This is a genomic window from Mesoplasma seiffertii ATCC 49495 (assembly GCF_000518725.1).
GTDB classification, from domain to species: Bacteria; Bacillota_I; Bacilli_A; order Mycoplasmatales; family Mycoplasmataceae; genus Tullyiplasma; species Tullyiplasma seiffertii.
The window spans coordinates 324,187-345,211 of the sequence record NZ_KI912485.1; the positions used below are offsets into that span (position 1 = coordinate 324,187).

A 21,025-nucleotide genomic window follows, 5' to 3' on the forward strand; every position below is an offset into this window, starting at 1 on the left:
TCCCTCCATAGTTTTCAAAATATCTATGAAGGTTGTTCTACTAAAATTCCTGCTTGGTGTTTTTTATAAATCCGTTTTAATAAACTTTCATCAGCTAATAATGGCAAAATAACATCTTGATGATGCCAATTTAGGACCGCTATTCGAATTTGGGTAGCTATTAAATCTAATAAAATAAATAAACTCATTTGAGTATTTTCTTGAGCCCTAATTTGAACGTTTGTTAAACTTTTAAAAACCATTTTAATATGAGATTTAATCATTCGCTTGATTGAAAGCAGCATAAACAATCCCATAATTAGTCCCATTACTACAACTGTTGAAAAAACAATGGCAAATGTTTCTAAGTTTAGCAATCTTTGGACAACTCTCGCTTCGTTTTGTTCCATTAAAAAAATTGTTTGCCATTGCAATAATAAAAAAGATGGAATTGATATCATATAAATCTTTCGCAAATTTTCAATTTTAAAATTGGCTTTTAAATTATATGTTGAAACTGTTGAAAAGATCGTTTGTCCATTTTCATAGATTCCCTTAAATTGCAAAAGTAAAAACCCTATATTAGCTTGAATAAGAAATCAAATTAAAATAATTTCAGTTTTTTGTTCTAGTAAGACTATTTTAAAAAACATGTTGGCCAAAATTGAAGTACAGACAGTAAAATATGCTAAAAGAATTATAAATTTTAAACTGGTTACTTTTTTCATCATGACCCCACTTATGTAATTTCATAAATTATAATACATTCCACTTAGAAATACCTTAGCAACTATAATTAAATGCATAAACTTAAATCAAACGTAAAAAAAATAACCCGAAGGTTATTCTAAATTTCTGATGGTCCCCAAGGCCGGACTTGAACCGGCACGGGATATAAAGCCCGTTGGATTTTAAGTCCAATGCGTCTACCTGTTCCGCCACTTGGGGATAAAAATCCTAATATAAAAATGGTGACTCGTCGGGGATTCGAACCCCGGACCCACTGGTTAAAAGCCAGTTGCTCTACCGGCTGAGCTAACGAGTCGAAAATAAGTGGTTGGGCTAGCAGGATTCGAACCGGCGCATGAAGGAGTCAAAGTCCTTTGCCTTACCGCTTGGCTATAGCCCAATAAAAAAATGGTGGAAGGGGAGGGATTCGAACCCCCGAACCGAAAGGAAGTGGGTTACAGCCACCCGCGTTTAGCCTCTTCGCTACCCTTCCATATTTATAATGGTGCTGACTAAAGGACTTGAACCTTCGACCTATTGATTACTAGTCAATTGCTCTACCAGCTGAGCTAAGTCAGCAAATAATTACTGATTCCTTGAAAGCAAGGACATAAATAATTTTACATCAGGTACGCGTCTTTTGTCAACCTTTTTTCACATAATTTGGAAAAACCAATTACTTATTTATTATCATTTATTTTTGCTAATAATTCAAGACTAAATTTATAAAAAAATAAAAAAATCGCTGATTTTAATCAACGATTTTGAAAAGATCTTTAATTGATTTTTTCTTTTTATTTTTTTGACCTTCTTCTTTTTCCTTAATTTCTTTTTCTAAGGCTTTAATATCTTTTTTAGAAAGTTTTTTTAGTTCATAACGCATTGGTTGATGTTCTCATTTTTGCATATTAGCTACTACCTCTTTACGAACATTTTTTGTTAAATCTTCTGTTTTTAAAGAGATATGTTTGGCTGGCATAATTGGTTTACCAAAAACAACTTTAACTTCAACACGTTTAGGACGTTCTTCAGCAAAAACTTGATGAGAGTTAATAATTGTTACTGGAACAACCGGAGCATTTGCCATTTGTGCCACTTTTAAAGCAGCCCCATGGAATTCTCCAATTTCTTGAGTTCCACTACGAGTTCCTTCCGGGAAAATTACTAGTGAACGTTTGTAATCAACTACAAGATCTTTAGCTTCTTTGAAAGCAGCTAATGCTGAACGAGGACTTTGACGATCTAATGGAACACAATCAATTAAACGAACAAAGGCTCCATAATTTTTGTCATCTCATAATTCTTCTTTAGCAATAAATGCCAATGGTTGTTGACGACTAAAATCATTAATAGCAATTAAAATTGCTGGATCAATATTTGACTGATGATTTGGCGCTAAAATCACTCCACGATCTAATCAATTTTCAATTCCTTCAATTTTAATATCAACATTTAATGTAAATAATACTTTGTTAACTGCTTTTTTAACTCATTGATAACGATACTCTTCGGAATATGTGTTTGGATCATTACGATTTTTTTTGACAATTTTTTTTGACTTACGAGAAATACGTCATAATGGTCATCACATAAACAACATTTTAGGTTTACTAAAATTCTTTTTCTCTTTTGGTTTACCAGCTTCATCATCAATATTTTTAGTTGTTGATGGTTGTGTAGTTGGTGTTGCTGCAACTACGTTTGTTTCTTTTTGAACAACTGGTGTTGATTCAGTAGCTGTTACTTCAACATTTTCTGTTTTACCAACTTGTAAATTATTTTCTCTAATAGCTTGTTTTGCCATTTTATACCCTCTTATATATTTCTACGGTAAATTCCTCATATTCATTTTGATTTACCTTACTAAACTTATTGTAATTGAATTGTGGAATATATACATCCCCTAAATACGGTTTTTTAATAATACTACATAATAATTCATCACAATTATCAAAAAATAGTTCAAATACTTGAGCCCCTCCAATGACATATAAGTCTTTATTAGGGTTATGTAAGTATTCTTCAATTAAAGGTTGATAGTCTTTAATAAACCTCAAGTTTTCCTTCGCATAACTTTCAAATCGATTTGGATCACGAGTCAAAACATAATTCAAGCGGTCTTTTAGTGCCCGATATCCCATTCCGACAAATGTTGCTGAACCCATAAGTACAGCATGATTTAAAGTTGTTTTACGAAAGTGTTCCATTTCGGCTTTAATTTTTCAGGGTAATTGATTTTGGCTACCAATTACTCCATCTGCAGTTTGAGCTCAAATTAGTTTAATCATCTTCTCTAACCGCCATTCCTACTGCATAATTTGTTTCATGTGATATTGAAATATGAGTTGATTGTAATCCCGGTGTCAAAATTATTGGAGTTTGATTATCATAACCAATATTAATTAAGGTCGGTGAGATTCAAATATCCAATGTTTTAATAATTGCTTCTTTAACAGCTCAACGGCCGGCTGCAAATTCCAACTTTCGTTGTTCACTTTCAAACTTGTTGAGCATTTGCAGTTCCTCAGCTGATAAAAATTTTTCTAAAAAAGCTTGTGTCAGCTTAATACGCGCATTTTCAACAATATCAATTCCAATTTTTTTTATCATATTTTCACCTAATATTATTTTAACATTTACCTTTCTAAAGTATAAGTTATTGTTAGATTGTTTTAATTATTAAAATAAAAAATCTTAGATAAACTAAGACTTTTGAATTAACCTTGATTATTGTCAACTTCTACAACTTTGGTAGTATTATGCAATTGACGTTTATTTTCATAGCGAACTTTGAAAAACCCAATTCCGAAGACTACGGCTGCTACTGCAATCATTAATAGTGGTCTTCAAATTGCTGAAAATACTGTTGGATATTGATCTCATTCGTATAGTGGATAAATTACCATTAAATAAATTGAACCAACTAAAGTTATTATTGCAGTAATAATACTCAAACTCATAAAAATTCAGAAAGTTAGATTATTATAAATTCGCGTATATTTTCGATCAGAATAACGTAACTTAATTACCGATGCATCCAACAACAGTTTTAACACAGTTGTTGCTAAGGCAAACGAAGAAATAATTTGAGTAACATCATTGAAAATAATATAGAAAATTGCAATGGCGCTTAATAAAATAATTGCCATATATGGCTGATTAGACTTTGAATATATTTTGCCAAAAACTGCATGCGCATCTCCTGACTCTGCTAGTTTATGAATCAAACGTGATTGAAACATTAAGAAAGCATTAATTGAACCAATAAATAAAAATATTGCCATAATGTTAAAAGTCAGTTTTGCCCAATCAGGGATATTTAAATTTCCTAATGATGTACCTGTCATTGGTAAATCTTCTGGTGATTTAGCCAATGACAATAAAGCAATTCCATAAGCAACATAAATTACTAAAACAATAACTACTGCTCCAATAATTGTTAATGGCACAGTACGTTTAGGATTTTCAATTTCTGCAGTAATATAAGTTGGAAATTCATGACCTGAATAGGCAAATCCAGTATATGTAATTGCTGGAATTAATAATGCCGCTGATACATAAGCTTTTCCTAGATCTTTATTAATATTTTCATTGCTTAATAGACCATCTTTTGATCCAAAAACAATTGCTAAAATAAAGACTAATAAAATTGGTAAGGCTTTAGCTAGTAAGAAAATAAATTGTGTATATTTGGAACTGTTACGAATTAAGATTTGAATTGCACCCATACTTACTAAGATTGCAATTGCTAAAAACTTCGTAAAGTAAATATTGTTAATTCCTGATATCTCACTAACAATTCCCGCCATTGCTGAACAAGAACCAGCCAATGATGTTGCTGAAACGAACAACACCAAAACTCAACCAAATCAAAAAGCTAAGATTTTTCAATTACACTTTTTAATTCAGGCATAAGCTCCTCCACTTTCTTGATAGGCAATTGAAGGTTCAATCATAATCATTGCTTCAGGTATAACAATTAAAGCTCCAAGTACTCAAGCCAAAATCATCAAAATTGGATTCTGATTTGCTAAACTAAAGACCATGTTGAAAGAAATAATAATACTTGATCCAACAATCGCAGTTAAGGTTGATGCTAATACAGTTCAAAAACCGTATTTTTTACTTAATCTCATTAGAGTTCTCCCATTTTTTACTAAAATTTAATGTTTTCATTTTATACAATTCATGATGTTTGGCAATTACCGCGACATGATTTGCATCTGGTGGAGTTCAAATTTCACTTTGCACTCGAGTTTCATACTGACGTTTTTTATCATACATTTCTTGACTCATTCATCATGGCACAAAAGTATCTTTTTGCCCATGAATAAAAAAGATTGGTATGTCTACGCATTTTTTCATTTGCTTTTTCAAATCATATTTATTTTGATTTGTTCGTGTTTCTTTACTGAACTTCTTAGTAAACTGATATCCCTCAATTCATCACGAATTATGGAAAAAGTTATTTTCAATAAAATAACGATATTGTTGTTTAAGCGAACTAAATCCACAGTCAGCAACAACTCAATTAATCAACTTATTATATTTTCCGACTTGGCTATATAAGACGCTTGTTGAAGCACCCATACTATTGCCAATTAATCCAATTGAATCTGGATGATATGTTTTTTGCATATATTCAATAATTCGATCAAGAATTTCAATTGACGACATTCCAATATCGGTTTTTTCCCCATAAGTTAATCCGTGAGCAAATGCATCAAAGGTGATAATATTGTATCCTTGTTGATAATAGTGAAAAACTAATCTTAAAGCTAAGTATTTATCTTCAGTTCATCCATGAAGTCCAATCACTCACTTATTTGATTGCGAATTTTTGGCAACTAACATACTAACTGGCCCTTTAGTAGTTGTTAATTCAACTGTTTCTAAATCTTCTTCTTTAAAAGTTTCTAACTTCATATATTTACTTTTTAAATCATCAAGATGGTATTGTAAATTGTTAGAAATAATTTCAGTACCATCTTCATTAATTCATTTGCCATTACGTGGATAGTTATAGCAAAAAGCTTTATACTTTTCAAAATTCGCTGGTGCTTTAGATTTAATTGTTTTATAATTTCAAATTGTTTTAGCAATAATCGATAAATTATACAAATAACGATTTTCTTTCATAATAACTCCTATAGTTTATAAACATACTTTATAGTTTTTAGTAGCCCTGATATCAATACTCTTATTCAATTCTTTATACAAAATAATCATATCATTATCGATAATTATTTATTCTTGATTCTAGAATTTTATTTAATTAAAAAAGCATTAAAAAAATGCCAAAGGGCATTTATTTTTGTCTAACTTCAATTTTGATTTCTAAATCAGGTAGTTGTTCATAAGAAATTTTTGCAGCATCTAACATTTTTCGTGATGCTACAAACTCTTTTTCATGATGATATTTATCATCAATAAAATAAATTCGTTGAATTCCTGCTTGAATAATAATTTTAGTACATTCATTACAAGGGAATAAAGTTACATACACATCACATCCAGTTAAGTCTGTTCGTGCACTTACAATTGCATTTAGTTCTGCATGAGCAACATAAGGATATTTCAACTTTCCTCAATCTTCTCCCGTATTGATTCAGGGAAATTCATCATCATTGATTCCTCGAGGAAATCCATTATACCCGGTTGAAATAATTTGATTTAGTTGATTAACAATAACAGCTCCAACTTGAGTTGAAGGATCTTTACTGCGCATTGCGCTAGCTTTGGCAACAGTCATAAAATAAGGCTTTCATGATAGATAATCTTTTCTCTTATTTGACATATTAGGTTACCTCCTAGAATGGTAGTCTTTTTATTTGAAGAACATTTTTATCATCATATACTAAAAACACTCTTCATCCAATACGTTTGAATATAGCGTTATTTCCATCAACTCCGCCAAAGATATTATGATTTGCGTAGTATTTTAATGTCAACGCAACACGAATATCTGCTGCGGGAATATAATTATCTATTAATAAAAATACAAGTCCCGTAATTAATACCGCAGCAATGATTGCTACCATTACTCCATGAGTTCAATTATATTTATCTCTTGGTTTAATTAAACCCGAAAAGGCTGACCCTAAAGCAATTGCTACTCCATTAACCAAAAAGTCTTGAGCATTTCCCATTACAAAAGAAAATATTATAATTAACACTAATGGTCAAACAGACTTAAGTTTTGAAAATTTTGCAGTAATTGTACGATCACCAGAAGTATTCATCAATAACATTCCACAAATAATTGACAAGACTGGTAGCATTCCTCCAGTAATTGTTGCAGGTAAAGTTGTTGAAGCTAAAAATCCAGTTAAGATATATGCTGGAACAAACGCTGCTATCATTCGATATGATCCCATGCGTGTTTCAGTAATTTTAGTCGTTAAGAATATTGTCGATCCAATAAAGAAAATAAATAGCATAATCATCACAATATTGGCTGAATGCGGTGCTAAACCATATGTGAAAATTCTTCATCATTGACCACCAAGTATTGTTAAGGAATAGGTTGTTCCTCCAAAAATTAATGTGATTACTTTTGAGTGTTCATTTAACTCCGCAGCTTCAGCACTTGTGGCTGTGAAAATTGTAATTAATGATAAAACAATTGGGGTTACTACAAATAAGAATAAAATAACTCAACTAGTAGTAACCTTATTGGTTTTAAGCGCCGCTACAAATTTATTTAAAGTTTCTTGGTTAGCTTTTTCATCTTCCACAGTTGGTTCAGCAGCAACTTCTTTTTTAGCTTTGGTAAATTCAATTAAATTAATCGATGGGAAAAACTCCAATAAATTTTCTTTAAGAATTCTCTGATTAGTAACTACTTTAACTTCATCAGCGAATTTAGTAACTTCTGGTGTTTCATTGTTAATAATAATTTTTAACATTTTAACTTTATGACGATCATTTATTTTTGCCTTTTTAATGACTGTCATTGCTTCTGAGTTTGTTTTCAAATCAAAATCAAACTCACTAATCACAACCATTCCGTACTCATGATTTTTGTTAATTAGAAAAACTAATCCATCAGTTACTTTCGAATTAATTGCCTTATATTTTTCAGTTTTAGTTAAAAATTTAACCAAACCTGACTTAATTTCACTATAAGTAAAATCCATATTATGCTTCCCCCCTTAATTCTTTAATTTTATCATTAAATTCTTGCGGAAGTTCAGCTATAAATTCCATTCTTTGATTTGTAGTTGGATGATTGAATACTAATTTGTATGCATGTAGGTATTGTCCTCAACTTGTATCTTTATCTGTTAAGCGTCCATACATCGGATCTCCCATTACTGGAAACTTAATAAAATTGAAATGAACTCTAATTTGATGAGTTCTTCCAGTTTCAATTGAACAACGTACAAGAGTTGCATTGTCAAAACGTTCAATAACTTCAAAATTAGTTTTAGCATGCTTTGAATTTTTATTTGTCACCATCATTTTTTTACGGTCATTTTGATGACGGCCAATTGGAGCATCAATAATTCCCTTATTTTCCGGAATTACTCCTCATACTAAAGCCTGATATTCTTTATAAACTTCATGGTCAACCAACATTTGTGATAATGCCTTATGAGCTTTATCATTTTTAGCCACAATTAATAATCCGGTAGTTTGACGATCCAAACGGTGGACAATTCCTGGGCGTTCAACTCCACCAATTGATGATAAATCATCAATTGCTTCTAGTAATCCGTTAACCAAAGTTCCACTTGTGTTTCCAGCTCCTGGATGTACCACAATATTATTTGGTTTATTGATTACTAAAATATCCTGATCTTGATAAATAATTTCAAAATCAATTTTTTCTGCCACAACGTCTGTTGACTTTGGAGCCGGAATTGTAATGATGATTTCATCATTTTCAGCAATATTAACTTTTTGAGATTCAGCAATTGTTCCATTAATTTGAATATTTTGATCTTTAATTAACTTTTGAATAAATGCTCTTGAAAGGTCATGGTCTTCTTTTAAAGCCTCTGCTAAATATTTATCTAAACGATTGCTTTTAGCTTTAGCAATAATTCTAATTTGTTTTTCCATTCTAAACCTCTGTTTCTTTATTTGATTGATTAGTTTTTTTAGCTGCCAAGTGAATTTTCAATTGTTTGACTCCCTCAATAACAATTGCAATGATAAATCAGACAACTCCAATATTAACTCAAATGTCAGCTAAGTTGAAAATAGCATCTTTAGCTCACGGTAATTGTAATCATGAAGCCACACTAATAAAGTCAACAACTCCACCATATTGGCCTTCTAAATTAGGTGGAGCTCAGGCACGAGCCACTAAATTACCAATTGCTCCAGCTAACATGATAGTAATTGCTATCAAAATTTTACGTTCTGTTAAAAATACAAAGGCAATCATTAATACTAGCGCTGACAAAGTCGCTAAGGTAATAGTCAAACCTAGTTTATCAGCATTAGCTCCTCCAGCAGATCCCATATTAATAATAAATTTAAAATCTAAAAAGTTTTTAATAATGGTAATCGCTGATCCTGATTGTTCCATTTTTGCCACAACAATTGCTTTTGAAATTCAATCTAAAGCGACTAAAATCACAAAAATTGGTAGACATACAATTAACTTAAATTTTCATTGATAATCACGATTTTTTAAATTTTGACTTAATTCTAATCACATATAATCTCCTTTTGATTATTTTAGATTGACCACTTCATAACAACGTTGACAAACTTCTTGATTGACTAATTCATCAAAAATTCCTCAACAGCGCTCACATTTAGCACCATTACGTAATTTAACATTTACAAATGCCAAGTTTTGTTCACTAAAATCTTTTGTTGGTTCAACAAACTTAAGTTGACTAACAATAAAAATTTGTGCCAAATTGTCAATCTTTGCTAAATTTGCATATTGTGGTTTTAATCCGATTTCAACAGTTGCTTCGAAAGCCTTATTAATCACTTTACTTTCACGAGCAATTTCTAGAGCTTTATTAACATCATCTCTTAATTCCATAACCTTTGTTCATGTTTCAACAAATTCGCTTGATTGTTTAAACTCTTGGTTACGCACATCTAATAAATGAACTGATGCCAATTTATCAGCAATTGGCAATGCTTGATAAACTTCTTCAATAGTATGCACTAAAATTGGTCTTAAAGTATCGATTAAAACTCATAGTTGTTCAAATAATACTGTTTGAACTTGACGACGTCTTAAAGAATCTTGAGCGTCAACATATAAAATATCTTTAATGAAGTCTAGATAAAATGCTGACAAATCTTTAGTTACATAATTAATTGTGGCATTGTAAACAACATTGTATTGAAGATTCTCATATGCTTCAATAACTTTTGTTTTAAACTCAGTTAAATTATGTAGAGCAAATTGATCAACTTCGGTTAGATTTGTTTGATAATCTTTTGTACTATCAAAATCAGCTAGATTAGCTAAAATAAATCGCATAGTATTTCTAAACTTACGGTATGTTTCAGAAACTTGTTTAATAATTTCTGGTCCAATTTTTTGATCATCAGTATAATCTGTTGATGCGACTCATAAGCGTAAAATATCAGCTCCTAAATCATTAGCAAAGTCAATTGGATCAATTCCATTACCCAATGATTTTGACATTTTGTTTCCCTTCTCATCGGTTGTCATTCCATGAGAAACTAATTTTTTATATGGAGCAACTCCACCAAAAACAGTTGCGTTAATCATTGAAGCATTAAATCATCCACGATATTGATCATTACCTTCAAGATAAATATCATATGGTAACTTATATTCTGGAAATCTATCTTGAAGGGCAATTGCACTTGACCCAGAGTCAAATCAAACATCCAAAATATCTTTTTCTTTACGAAGATTTTGATTTTGTCATTGAGTCGGTAAGAACGTGTCTGCTGGTAATTCAAATCATGAGTTAGTTCCCAATTCAGCAATTTTATTAATTGCGAATTCCAAAATTTCATTATCTAAAATTAACTCATCTTGATTATTGTAAAATCCAATGATTGGAACTCCTCATAAACGTTGACGAGAAATTGTTCAATCAGTACGATCATCTAAAACTTGATATAAACGTTGTTTTGCTCATTTAGGGTTAGTTGTAATTTGGTCAACATTACGTAAAATTTCTGCTTTAGCATTTTTTAAACCAACAAATCATTGTAAAGTACAACGATAGATCACCGGTTTTTTAGTTCTTCAATCATGTGGATATGAATGCGAAATGAATTTTAATTTTAATAAATTTTTAGAAGCTGCCAATCGTTGCCCAATCTCTTTATTAGTATCATCATAAAACTTTCCAACTAGTGATGGATCAAGTTGCGCAATTTCTTCAGTAAACTTTCCTTGATTGTCAATTGGGGCAAATGGTTCTAAACCATGCTTCTTAACAATGACATAATCGTCTTCTCCAAATCCCCCAGCAGTATGAACAAGTCCTGTTCCTGCCTCAGCTGTTACATGATCACCATGAACAACTTGAGATATTTTTGTAGGATATAGTGGATGAGCATATTCTAATCCCAATAGTTCAGACCCTTTAAAGTGTTTTAAGACTTCAACTGCTTCTCAACCAATTGCTTCACTAACTGAGTTAACTAATGATTCAGCAATAATAAATTGGCGAGGGTCATTAGCTGGTTGTACAATTACATAGTCCATTCCTTGGCCAACAGCAATTAATTGATTTGACGGAATTGTTCAAGGAGTTGTTGTTCAAATTACTAAATTAACTCCCGCTTCAACTTGATGATTTCCAGTTGTGATTTCACAAGCTACAAAAATCGTTGGTGACTTAATATCAGCATATTCAATTTCTGATTCTGCTAATGCTGATTCACTTGAAGGTGATCAATAAATTGGTTTTAACGCTTTATAGATTAATCCCTTTTGATACATTTTCTGAAATAAACGTAATTCAGAGATTTCAAAGTCATGGTCCAAAGTCACATATTTAGTATTATAATCGGTAAACATTCCCAAACGTTTAAATTGAGTTGCTTGTTTATCAACTTGTTGTAAAGCATATTTTTCACACAACTTACGAAATGCTACTGGGTCCATAGTTTTGCGATCAACACCAGTTTTTGTAACTGCTGTTTCAATTGGTAATCCATGAGTATCTCATCCCATAATAAATGGTGCCTGATAACCATTGGCGTTTTTTCAACGAATAATCATGTCCTTTAAAGTTTTGTTTAAAGCATGTCCAATATGTAAATCTCCATTAGCATATGGGGGACCATCATGAAGCATAAATAATGGTTTGCCCTCATTTAAAGCTATCTTTTGTTGATAAATTTGGTTTTCTTCTCAGAATTTTTCAAAAACTGGTTCCTTATCTTTTAACCCTGCACGCATATCGAAACTTGTTTGCCCGATTAATAATGTGTCTTTATATTTATTTGCCATCTTTTTTTCTCCTATAAAATAAAATCGCTCCTATAAAAAGGAGCGATTAACCGCGGTACCATCCTAATTAATAAACTGTCTTGTTTATCATCTTTAGGTTTTAACGGGACCACCGCAGAATTCTACTCAAATTACTTTTTTCTTTTCTGTTAAAAAATAGTGATAATCATTATAATAGTTAACTAGTTTCCACCAACCACTAGCTCTCTTAGTAACATCTTATGATGACCGTGTCTATTTCGTTTATATATAAATAAATTATATGTTATTTTTGAATATTTTAAAATATTTAATTACGACTTTTTTTCTGGTAATTGATTTTTTTTAACAAACTTTAATGATATCTCACGATAATTTTCCCCAAACTCAATAATTGATTTTGTGTGATGGTAACCTTTATCATAAATCACCATTTCATTACGATTTGAATCTTCTAAATTATTTTTTAAATCGCACATACGAAAACTATCTAAATGATCAGTAATTCGATCATACCGATTGTGAAAGTACATTACCGGAATATAGTCAACATCTGGTTTTGCCAAATCTAAAAATGCTAAGTGCTCCAAATTAACTCCATACTCTTCACGATAGATTGCCATCATATCTTTTAAAACTTCTCGAGCATAACCTTCAAACATTTTTGGGGCATTATTGTTAATCATCCGTTCTAACAATTCTGGAACTGACATATATGCGGAATCGGCAATTGCTCAACGAATGTTTGCTTGCTTAATTAATTCAGGTTCTGTTAAAACTAAGTGATTAATTGTGAATGCTCCCATACTTGTACCAACTAATCCCATTTCCTCAACGCGATAACTTGATATTAATCAGTTAATTACCGCCATTAAATCTCATTTTTCTTTATAACCTCAAGTAACTACGTCAACTTCACTACCACCATGATTACGAAAGTCAAATGTCAGAACATTATAGCCTAATTCACGATAATGTCAGGTTAAGTAAAGGACACTAAACCGATCAGAATTGAAACCATGAACTCCGATAATTCATTTGTTTGATGGGAGATCATTTAATCAAATACTTCCAGCAATTTTTGTCCCATCTTTGGATGGAACCATAAAACTAGCATTGGGGGTTTTATATTGTAAAATTCCCAATTTTTTATTAGAATTACGAGTAATTGGTGAAAGGTCAAACAGTTTAATTATATTAAGTTTTAAATTAGTTCCATCTTGACGTTCAAATATTGTTTTAGAAAAATGTGAATTTCACATAGAAATTAATGCTCTCGCTAAGTTTGAATATCCCATAACTACTCCTTGCAATATTAGTATTATATCATTAACATTCAATGCAAATTAAAATGGAAAAACAAAAACTCTCAATGATTGAGAGTTATTTGCGAATTATAAATTTAAAAACTTCATTTTCAATTTTGCGGTGTTCTCCATCCAGAGCATAAGTGATTCCACTTAAAAAATCTTTAACCCGACGTTTCTCATCAGATTGAAGATTATAGAAATCAACTAAAATAACTTTATTTTGAATTAACTCATCAATCATTGTTTGAATTTCTCGATATTTTTTGGGTGCAAAAACGTGAGTTTTTTTCTTAACATCAAATGATAGTTCTTTTGACTTTCCTTGTTCAATAGTTATCTCTTCAAATTCTTTTAAACCACTATCAAACTCGACTAGTTGTTGGGTGAACTCTTCTTTGTATTCACTAATTGCACTAGCGGAGTGATTTTCTGTTTTAGGTGGTTTAGGTTTAATATTTTTAAAAAGGCTCATCTTACTTTAAAAAAGTCGGAAAGTCATCGTTGTCAAAAATATCTTCAGCTTTTAAAGGTTCTTCAACAGCTGGAACTGGGCGCGGTTTATTAATTTCAACTTCTGATTTAAGAATTTTGTCTAATGGATCACGTTCAACAATACGTGCTTGACGAGTTGGACGTTCATTAACAATCTCTTCACCTGGTTTTTCGCTAAATCCTGTAGCAATAACACTAACTACAATATCATCTTCTTGACCTAAATGTTGGTTAACTGAAATTCCGAAAACAATGTTAACATCTTCATTTTCCGTAGCATCAGTAATAATGTCAACAACATCATAAGCATCATTTAAAGAAGTATTTGGACCTCCCATAATGTTAATAATAATATCTTTAGCTCCTGTAATTTTTGTATCTAACAAACTTGAAGAAATTGCACGTTTAGCAGCAGTTTCGGCACTACGTTCTCCACCAGCAGCTCCACGTCCAAATAATGCATTTCCTTTTTTAGACATAACTGTTTTAACATCAGCAAAGTCTAAGTTAATCACTGCTGGAGTAGCAATTAAGTCAGTAATTGTTTTAACTCCTTCTTTTAAAATAGAGTCAGCTTCTTTAAATGATTCTTCAATTGGAATTCCTCCTGATAATAATAACTTATCATTTGAAATTACAATTACTGAGTCAACATATTTTTTAAGTTCAACTAATCCTTGTTCAGAATATTTTAAACGGTGACGACCCTCGAAACGGAAAGGTTTGGTTACAATTCCAATAACAAGAGCTCCAGATTCAGCGGCAATTTTAGCCACGATTGGTGCTGCTCCTGTTCCAGTTCCTCCACCCATTCCAGCAGCAACGAAAATAAGATCCGCTCCAGCTAAGGCTTTTTTAATTTCAGTTTCAGATTCTAAAGCAGCTTGTTTTCCGATTTCGGGATTTGCCCCTGCTCCTAGACCTTTTGAAGTTTTTTCTCCAAGAATTATTTTGTTTTCAGCACTTGAGCTAAGTAAAACTTGTGCATCAGTATTAGCAACAATAAACTCAACTCCTTTAACATCTTCATCGATCATACGGTTAACAGCATTATTACCTGCTCCACCAACTCCAATTACTTTTATGACTGCTTTTTGTGTAAAATTATTTTCCATAATAAACGCTCCCTTTTTAGTTTTTAAATTCTTTCTCGTCAATTAAGATTCCATTATCTTTTAGAAACAATGGTTGATTAACATTTAAATGATTCTTTTTTGGAACTAGACTTCCAAATGTATTGTTTTCAACTTGTTGATTATTATTGAATTGTAAATTAATGCCATTGTAAATTGATGTAACAATCTTATCCTTACGGATAGAATTCATAGTTTTGGCATAACTAACTGCTCCCACTGCACTAATTATTTGATGATTATTGTTGGCTCCAAAAATTCTTTTTCCATAAACATAATCATTGGCAAATTTTGAACCTCTTCGAAGAATTGTTTCTACTCCAGGAATTTCGGTGATTGTTCCAAAATTGTGAGTAACCAATTCTCCTTGAGTAAAGTTCTTACTCATGTTTCTTTTAATCGGTCCATAAAAATTATCAAATATTGTCATAACAGTTTCTTTAATTTGTGTTCCTGTCATTTTATCTAATGCTTTATTAGTTGAGTTTCAGTTTTGGTAAACTACACTTTGATCATTATTGTTTGAACCAAAATCAAGGTTATGCATTAAATAATTTTTAGCAATTTCTTTATTAACACGAAGTTTTTTGGCAATCATACTAATGATTTTATCTGTCCCATCGATAAAGGTTTTAAAGTAGACCAGTTTACGACCTTCAAAAACTCCTGCTTCAATTTGATTTTCTTTTCAATCAATTACAAGGACACGTTGCTTTTCACTATATTGATCAGCTACAGCATTATATAAAGAACTAATTCTTGTATTAACTCCGTTAACTTTTAAAACTTCTTTACCAGCTTTTGTAATGACCATACGATGAGAATTTAGCATATGTTCTGAAATGTGCACGAACTTAATTCTGACCGTTAGTTTTTCGGTTTGAATATTTGCGATTCGCTCCAAAGTTGTATACTTATCATCTGCCTGAATTTCAATAATCTCTTCACTGAAAATTTCGTGATTATCAACTTTTGATTTAATTTTTAAATCCCCAATGATTTTTTTGATGACTTTTTTAGTAACAACAATTCCTTGAGGATTACTTTCTGAAACAAAATTGCTAGTAAATGGCTTTTCTGTATAAATAAGATTTTTGTTAGGAGCTATCAAAATAACATTGTCAATTTTTAAACCATTATGAGAGTTTTCAAATTCGGCAACCATTTTTCCAAATTCTCTTGCTGTCTTTACCGTATCTTTAACATGTTCATCTTTGTCTAATCAACCATTATTTAAAGCTGCTGGAGCAAATGACTTTTTGGTAAACAATACCATTGGATTATTTCCGATATATTTAAATACTGAAAAAATCATTGCTTCATTTTTTATTTCTAATGTTGCATAAACATCAATGTTGAAATTGTTAATCATGATATCACTCCTATCTATTTATTTCTTTTCTATAACTCATAATTTGGCGCTATGAGAACGACGATTTTTATTAAGTTCTGTTGTTGTTGCCTTAATTGGTTTTTTAATTACTAAACGAAATTGAGAATTTGATTCAACTTCAATTGGCAATGATGCTAGAAAATGATCTTGTTCAGAAACAGTCACTTCTTTAAAAATCTCTTTCACAATTTTTTCTTCTAATGAATGAAAGGTAATTACCGAAATTCGTCCTTGAGGTTTTAATAAATTTAAACCTTGTCTTAAAGAATCTTTAAGAACCTCAATTTCGTTGTTTACAAAAATCCTTAGCGCTTGAAAAGTTTTCTTGGCTGGATGCTTAGGTTTTTTTAATTCTTTTTGAGGCATTGATCGCTTAATTATTTCAACTAATTCGAATGTTGTGTTTACTGGACGTGAATTGCAAATGTTTCGAGCAATACTTGGGGCAAACTTTTCATCTCCATATGTTCAAAAGATTTTTTTAAGATCTTCTTCGCTATACTCATTAACAACTTTTGCAGCTGTAAGTAAATTATTTACCGGATCCATTCTCATATCCAACGGTCCATCAAAACGATAACTAAATCCTCGCTCAGGAACATCAAATTGTGGTGAACTAACACCTAAGTCATATAAAATTCCGTCAACTTCGAAAACTCCTTTAATTGATAATAGAGCTTCTAAGTTTAAGAAGTTACCTTCAAGAATTTCGAAATTATTAGAAATAGCGGTTAACCTTGCTTTACCTTCTTCAATAGCTGTCGGATCTTGATCTATTGAATAAAGTTTACCACTAGTTAAACGTTTTAAGATTTCACTAGAATGACCTCCCCGACCAAGAGTACAATCAACATAAATTCCGGTTGGCTTAATATTTAACATTTCAATTGATTCGGCAAGCAATACTGGAATATGCTGTTCCATAGTTAAGCCACGCTTCCTAAGTTATCAGCAATTACTTCCATTTTGTCAGCATTTTCATTTTCATAAGAGTCAAACTTTACACGATCTCATATTTCAGCTTTTGTTCCCAAACCTAAAATATAAACATCTTTTGAGATGTTCGCTAGTTGTAATAAGTTTGCGGGAATTTTAATTCTTCCTGAAGAATCAATTTCAACTTCAGCAGAATTGGCAAAAATTGTTCTGCTTAGCATACGAGCTTCAGAATTCATGTTTGGATATGACAATACCTGTTGTGATCACTTATTAAACTCTTCGACGCTGCGTAATTCTAAACTACCTTCAAAACCCTTAGATACATAAACAGTACTTCCTAATTTATTTCTAAGTTTAGATGGAATGGTAAGACGAAGTTTGTCATCCAAACTATGCTCATAAGTTCCCAATAACATGACATTTCGCCCCACTTTCTCCCACTTGTGTATATTATTACATAAAAATTACTTAAAAATTACTTATTATCACAAAAAAATGATTTTTTTGTAAAAAAAAAAAAAAAAAGAACAAAGCATTGCTTTGTTCTTTTATTATTCTGCGCGAAAATTAAGCTTCAACTGATTTTGCTTCTTTTCCTTTGTAGAAACCACATTCTCTACATACGCGGTGTGGTTTGATCATAGCACCACAGTTTCCACATGAAACGATTGATGCTGCTGCTAAAGCTAAGTGAGATCTTCTTTTATTTTTAGCAGCCTTACTAGTTTTTCTAAATGGTACAGCCATGTAATGACACCTCCCCTATTTTTTTATTTTTTTAAATTCTGACAACTTTTCTCATCTAGGATCTGGATTGTCATTTTCCGACTCGTCAAATTGTTGTTGTGTTAACAACTCTCATCCAGAACCAGCCTTTAAAATTATATCATTGTTTTTTGACAAGTTGACAGGAATATTAATATTTATTTGTTCAACAATATAGTCTTGCAAATTAAACTCGTCTCCCAAGATTAAGTTAGCTTGATCATTTAGCTCATCATTGAAAGTATACTCGTCATTTCAATCAATCCCGTCAGCATATTCAAACTCCTGACCATCGCGAGCATCAACAACTAATAATCGAAAGTTAATTACTCCGATAACTTTAACCGTTTGAATTTCGTCAAAGTAGTCTAAGTCCAAATCATAATCAACGGCTAAAAACTTTTTAACTAAAACATTTGTTGAAACTAAATCTTGTACATTAACAATTTCCGCAGTTAACTCATGATGCGCTTTATTTATTAATTGTGAAATATGCATTATCTAACCTTGGCATTTAAGTTTGCCGCATTATTTAAAACAATTGCTCACTGTTCATTAATTTCAGCTTCAGTTAGCTGATGATCTAAAGCATTAAAGACAAATGAAATTGCCAATGATTTAGTTTGTGCTGCTGCCAGCTCTGCATCATGATACTCATCAATTAAGTTAGTTGTAATTAAATGGTTAACGTTATTAGTTAATCCCTTAATCAATTCTTGATACTGTTGAGTTTCACTAACAATTAAAGAAATATCTCGTGAAGATTGTTGATATTTTGAAAACTCTTGAGCTACATATTGTTTTTGAGATGCTTTTTCTAAAGCATTAACATTTAATTCAACTCCAAAAGTTTTGTGAATTTTTTTAACATTTTCAAATTTTGGATTTAGTTTGAAGATAAATCCTAATAGTTCTCCATTATGCTTAATTTCAGCATTAATATATGGATGAATTTCATCAATGACAGTTTCTGAAACTGTAAATGTAACTTGATTCAAATCAACACGATATAAATTTAATATTGCTTCAACTACTCCTTTAACGTAAAAGTAATTTGCTTCAACTTTGGTTTTAGTAATCTTATCTTCTAAAACGTCTCCTGAAACTAAGAAAGCTAGATGGCGTTCACGGAAGTTATCGTGGGCATATAAATCAGCCATTTCTCAAAGTTTTAACTTCTTGTTATCAACTGAAGAGTTATAAACTGCCACTTCAATTAATGATGAAATTAAGTTTGTTCGATAAGTTTCATGTAATTTTGACAATGGACTCATTAATTTTACAGGGTTAGAAATTTTAAATAAATTTCATTTCTCAACTTCTTCGTTAGCAATTAACGAATATGTTTTGGTATTGTTGAAGCCTTGTCCAATTAAATAATCACCTGTTTTAACTTGTAGCTTATGACTAATATTCTTAGCATTTTTACGTGCCTTAACGATTAATGGTTGTTCAATAATATTGTCATAACCATATAAACGAGCGACTTCTTCACAAATATCATTTTGTCCATATAAATCGGTTCTATTTGGATCAATTTCAAATACTAACTTGCTTTCATCACCACTAACTTTAAAATCTAATTGTGTGAATAACGCTTTAATTTCAGGAATTGTAATTTCGATTCCTAATAAATCAGTAATTTTTGATAATGGTAATTCGTAAATAACTCGATTGACATAACTCTGTTTAATAGCTGTAACTGTGCTTGCTTGTTTAACTAAATTATAAGCTGCTAAGTTTGCTAAGAAAACTTCATAGGCAAAGCTAAATAAGTTAGGATTTAATGGTTTAATGTAACGTTGTAAATCAACGTTTGATAAATTTAAATCTTTTTGTTGTTTACGCATTGTCACTGGATTAAAGTTTAAAAAGATTGCAACAACTTGAGTTGTTGAACTGTCAACAGCAAACTTGGTTTCAGTTTTTTTACCAATTAAATTAACAATTTCTTCATTACTTGTTAAAGCAATGAAACTTTTGTCTTCAACACTAACTGATTTTAAAGCTAAAGATCTACTAATTTTTTGAGCATCAACCAGAATAATTGGTTGTCCCGCTTCAAGCGCTGCTTTATTAGCTAGTTGCTCAAAGTTATTGTCCACCCCTTTTGAGTGAGAAAATTTCAATCATAAATCATCTTTAGCTTCCAATTTAAAATCATTATTAGTAACTTCAATGGTTGCATAAGCAATTGTACGAACATTTTCTTCTAATGAAGAATCAACACTTACTTTAAGTTCAATATTTGCAATTTCAGATACCGATGCTTTAAAGTTTTTGTGCTCATAAGCAATTTTAAAGTAGTTAGCAATTTCTTTTAACAACTGTGTTGCTGCCAATGCATCACTACGATTTAAAGTTAAATCCATATCTCAAATATAATCATCAAAATTAATTTCACTAATCGAATGTCCTAATTTTGAACTTAAATCATCGCTTGAATTAATCACATAAATTGAATCAGCCTCTAATTCAGTCAAGACGTTGTTTGATAATCCGATCTCGTTTAAAGCACAAATCATTCCTTGAGATTTAAATCCACGAATTTCACGTTCATCTAATGTCATTCCATTAGCAATTGTAGTTCCAACTTTTGCAACGATTACAAATTGTCCTGCATCCACATTAGCTGCTCCACAAACAATTTCTAATAATGGTGTTGTTCCCACATTAACTTTGTTAAATCTCAAATGAGTTCCCTCAATTGGAGTTGATTCAACAACATATCCAATTACCAACTCTTCATTTAGTTTACTGAAATCACAAGTTTCTTCTACTTCAAATCCAAGAGAATTTAAGGCTACTGAAATTTGATCATTGCTTATATTTTTTAAATTAAGATGTTGTTCTAATCACTTTCTTGTAATAATCATATATTTTCTCC

20 protein-coding genes and 5 tRNA genes are annotated in these 21,025 nt (G+C 31.1%); all 25 read right to left on the reverse strand.

The window, feature by feature from the left end:
- Positions 1-23 precede the first annotated feature (23 nt).
- Entirely contained in the window at positions 24-710 is a 687-nt protein-coding gene (locus L872_RS0102800; RefSeq protein WP_156923101.1) for a hypothetical protein, read from the reverse strand.
- Positions 711-838: 128 nt separating this feature from the next.
- Positions 839-927: transfer RNA gene (locus L872_RS0102805), tRNA-Leu, on the reverse strand.
- Between the two features lie 21 nt (positions 928-948).
- A tRNA-Lys gene (locus L872_RS0102810) sits at positions 949-1,024 on the reverse strand.
- Between the two features lie 9 nt (positions 1,025-1,033).
- Positions 1,034-1,108, reverse strand: a tRNA-Gln gene (locus L872_RS0102815).
- A 9-nt stretch (positions 1,109-1,117) separates the two neighbouring features.
- Positions 1,118-1,201 (reverse strand) — tRNA-Tyr (locus L872_RS0102820).
- Positions 1,202-1,211: 10 nt separating this feature from the next.
- Positions 1,212-1,287: transfer RNA gene (locus L872_RS0102825), tRNA-Thr, on the reverse strand.
- A 172-nt stretch (positions 1,288-1,459) separates the two neighbouring features.
- Positions 1,460-2,512, reverse strand: coding sequence for a lysophospholipid acyltransferase family protein (locus tag L872_RS04675; protein WP_084340184.1), 1,053 nt, complete (start codon positions 2,510-2,512; stop codon positions 1,460-1,462).
- Position 2,513: 1 nt separating this feature from the next.
- A complete protein-coding gene (locus L872_RS0102835) occupies positions 2,514-2,996 on the reverse strand; it encodes a dihydrofolate reductase (protein WP_027063351.1) in 483 nt (160 codons plus the stop codon).
- Complete coding sequence (locus tag L872_RS0102840) at positions 2,989-3,318, reverse strand: holo-ACP synthase (RefSeq protein WP_027063352.1); 330 nt, start codon at positions 3,316-3,318, stop codon at positions 2,989-2,991. The genes L872_RS0102835 and L872_RS0102840 overlap by 8 nt, the downstream gene beginning before the upstream one ends.
- Before the next feature lie 107 nt (positions 3,319-3,425).
- The gene (locus L872_RS04680; RefSeq protein ID WP_051418446.1) at positions 3,426-4,844 is read right to left on the reverse strand and encodes an amino acid permease; all 1,419 of its coding nucleotides are present in this window, start codon (positions 4,842-4,844) and stop codon (positions 3,426-3,428) included.
- Positions 4,831-5,847 carry an alpha/beta hydrolase gene (locus L872_RS04685; protein ID WP_051418447.1) on the reverse strand — a complete coding sequence of 339 codons (1,017 nt, stop codon included), beginning with the start codon at positions 5,845-5,847 and terminating at the stop codon, positions 4,831-4,833. Before L872_RS04685 ends, L872_RS04680 begins: the two co-directional genes overlap by 14 nt.
- Before the next feature lie 169 nt (positions 5,848-6,016).
- Positions 6,017-6,460, reverse strand: a complete 444-nt coding sequence (locus L872_RS0102855; RefSeq protein ID WP_084340190.1) for a deoxycytidylate deaminase — start codon at positions 6,458-6,460, stop codon at positions 6,017-6,019.
- 58 nt (positions 6,461-6,518) lie between these two features.
- Complete coding sequence (locus L872_RS0102860; RefSeq protein WP_027063354.1) at positions 6,519-7,847, reverse strand: rhomboid family protein; 1,329 nt, start codon at positions 7,845-7,847, stop codon at positions 6,519-6,521.
- Between the two features lies 1 nt (position 7,848).
- Positions 7,849-8,775 (reverse strand): RluA family pseudouridine synthase, encoded by a 927-nt coding sequence (locus tag L872_RS0102865; protein WP_027063355.1) that lies wholly within the window; start codon positions 8,773-8,775, stop codon positions 7,849-7,851.
- Between the two features lies 1 nt (position 8,776).
- Entirely contained in the window at positions 8,777-9,379 is a 603-nt protein-coding gene (locus L872_RS0102870; RefSeq protein ID WP_027063356.1) for a signal peptidase II, read from the reverse strand.
- Positions 9,380-9,394: 15 nt separating this feature from the next.
- Positions 9,395-12,127, reverse strand: a complete 2,733-nt coding sequence (ileS, locus tag L872_RS0102875; protein WP_027063357.1) for an isoleucine--tRNA ligase — start codon at positions 12,125-12,127, stop codon at positions 9,395-9,397.
- A 293-nt stretch (positions 12,128-12,420) separates the two neighbouring features.
- Positions 12,421-13,404: an alpha/beta hydrolase gene (locus tag L872_RS0102880; protein WP_036268868.1), complete on the reverse strand. Its 984-nt coding sequence runs from the start codon at positions 13,402-13,404 to the stop codon at positions 12,421-12,423.
- A gap of 85 nt (positions 13,405-13,489) precedes the next feature.
- Positions 13,490-13,888, reverse strand: coding sequence for a cell division protein SepF (locus L872_RS04950; protein ID WP_051418448.1), 399 nt, complete (start codon positions 13,886-13,888; stop codon positions 13,490-13,492).
- A 1-nt stretch (position 13,889) separates the two neighbouring features.
- Positions 13,890-15,023 carry a cell division protein FtsZ gene (ftsZ, locus tag L872_RS0102890; RefSeq protein ID WP_027063359.1) on the reverse strand — a complete coding sequence of 378 codons (1,134 nt, stop codon included), beginning with the start codon at positions 15,021-15,023 and terminating at the stop codon, positions 13,890-13,892.
- Positions 15,024-15,039: 16 nt separating this feature from the next.
- On the reverse strand, positions 15,040-16,413 hold the full coding sequence (locus L872_RS0102895) for a hypothetical protein (protein ID WP_027063360.1): 1,374 nt from the start codon (positions 16,411-16,413) through the stop codon (positions 15,040-15,042).
- Between the two features lie 18 nt (positions 16,414-16,431).
- Positions 16,432-17,358, reverse strand: a complete 927-nt coding sequence (gene rsmH / locus L872_RS0102900) for a 16S rRNA (cytosine(1402)-N(4))-methyltransferase RsmH (protein ID WP_027063361.1) — start codon at positions 17,356-17,358, stop codon at positions 16,432-16,434.
- Between the two features lie 2 nt (positions 17,359-17,360).
- Positions 17,361-17,789, reverse strand: coding sequence for a division/cell wall cluster transcriptional repressor MraZ (gene mraZ, locus L872_RS0102905; protein WP_027063362.1), 429 nt, complete (start codon positions 17,787-17,789; stop codon positions 17,361-17,363).
- A gap of 151 nt (positions 17,790-17,940) precedes the next feature.
- On the reverse strand, positions 17,941-18,120 hold the full coding sequence (gene rpmF, locus L872_RS0102910) for a 50S ribosomal protein L32 (RefSeq protein ID WP_027063363.1): 180 nt from the start codon (positions 18,118-18,120) through the stop codon (positions 17,941-17,943).
- A gap of 15 nt (positions 18,121-18,135) precedes the next feature.
- The gene (locus L872_RS0102915) at positions 18,136-18,636 is read right to left on the reverse strand and encodes a YceD family protein (RefSeq protein WP_027063364.1); all 501 of its coding nucleotides are present in this window, start codon (positions 18,634-18,636) and stop codon (positions 18,136-18,138) included.
- Complete coding sequence (pheT, locus tag L872_RS0102920) at positions 18,636-21,014, reverse strand: phenylalanine--tRNA ligase subunit beta (RefSeq protein ID WP_027063365.1); 2,379 nt, start codon at positions 21,012-21,014, stop codon at positions 18,636-18,638. The genes L872_RS0102915 and pheT overlap by 1 nt, the downstream gene beginning before the upstream one ends.
- Between the last annotated feature and the right edge of the window lie 11 nt (positions 21,015-21,025).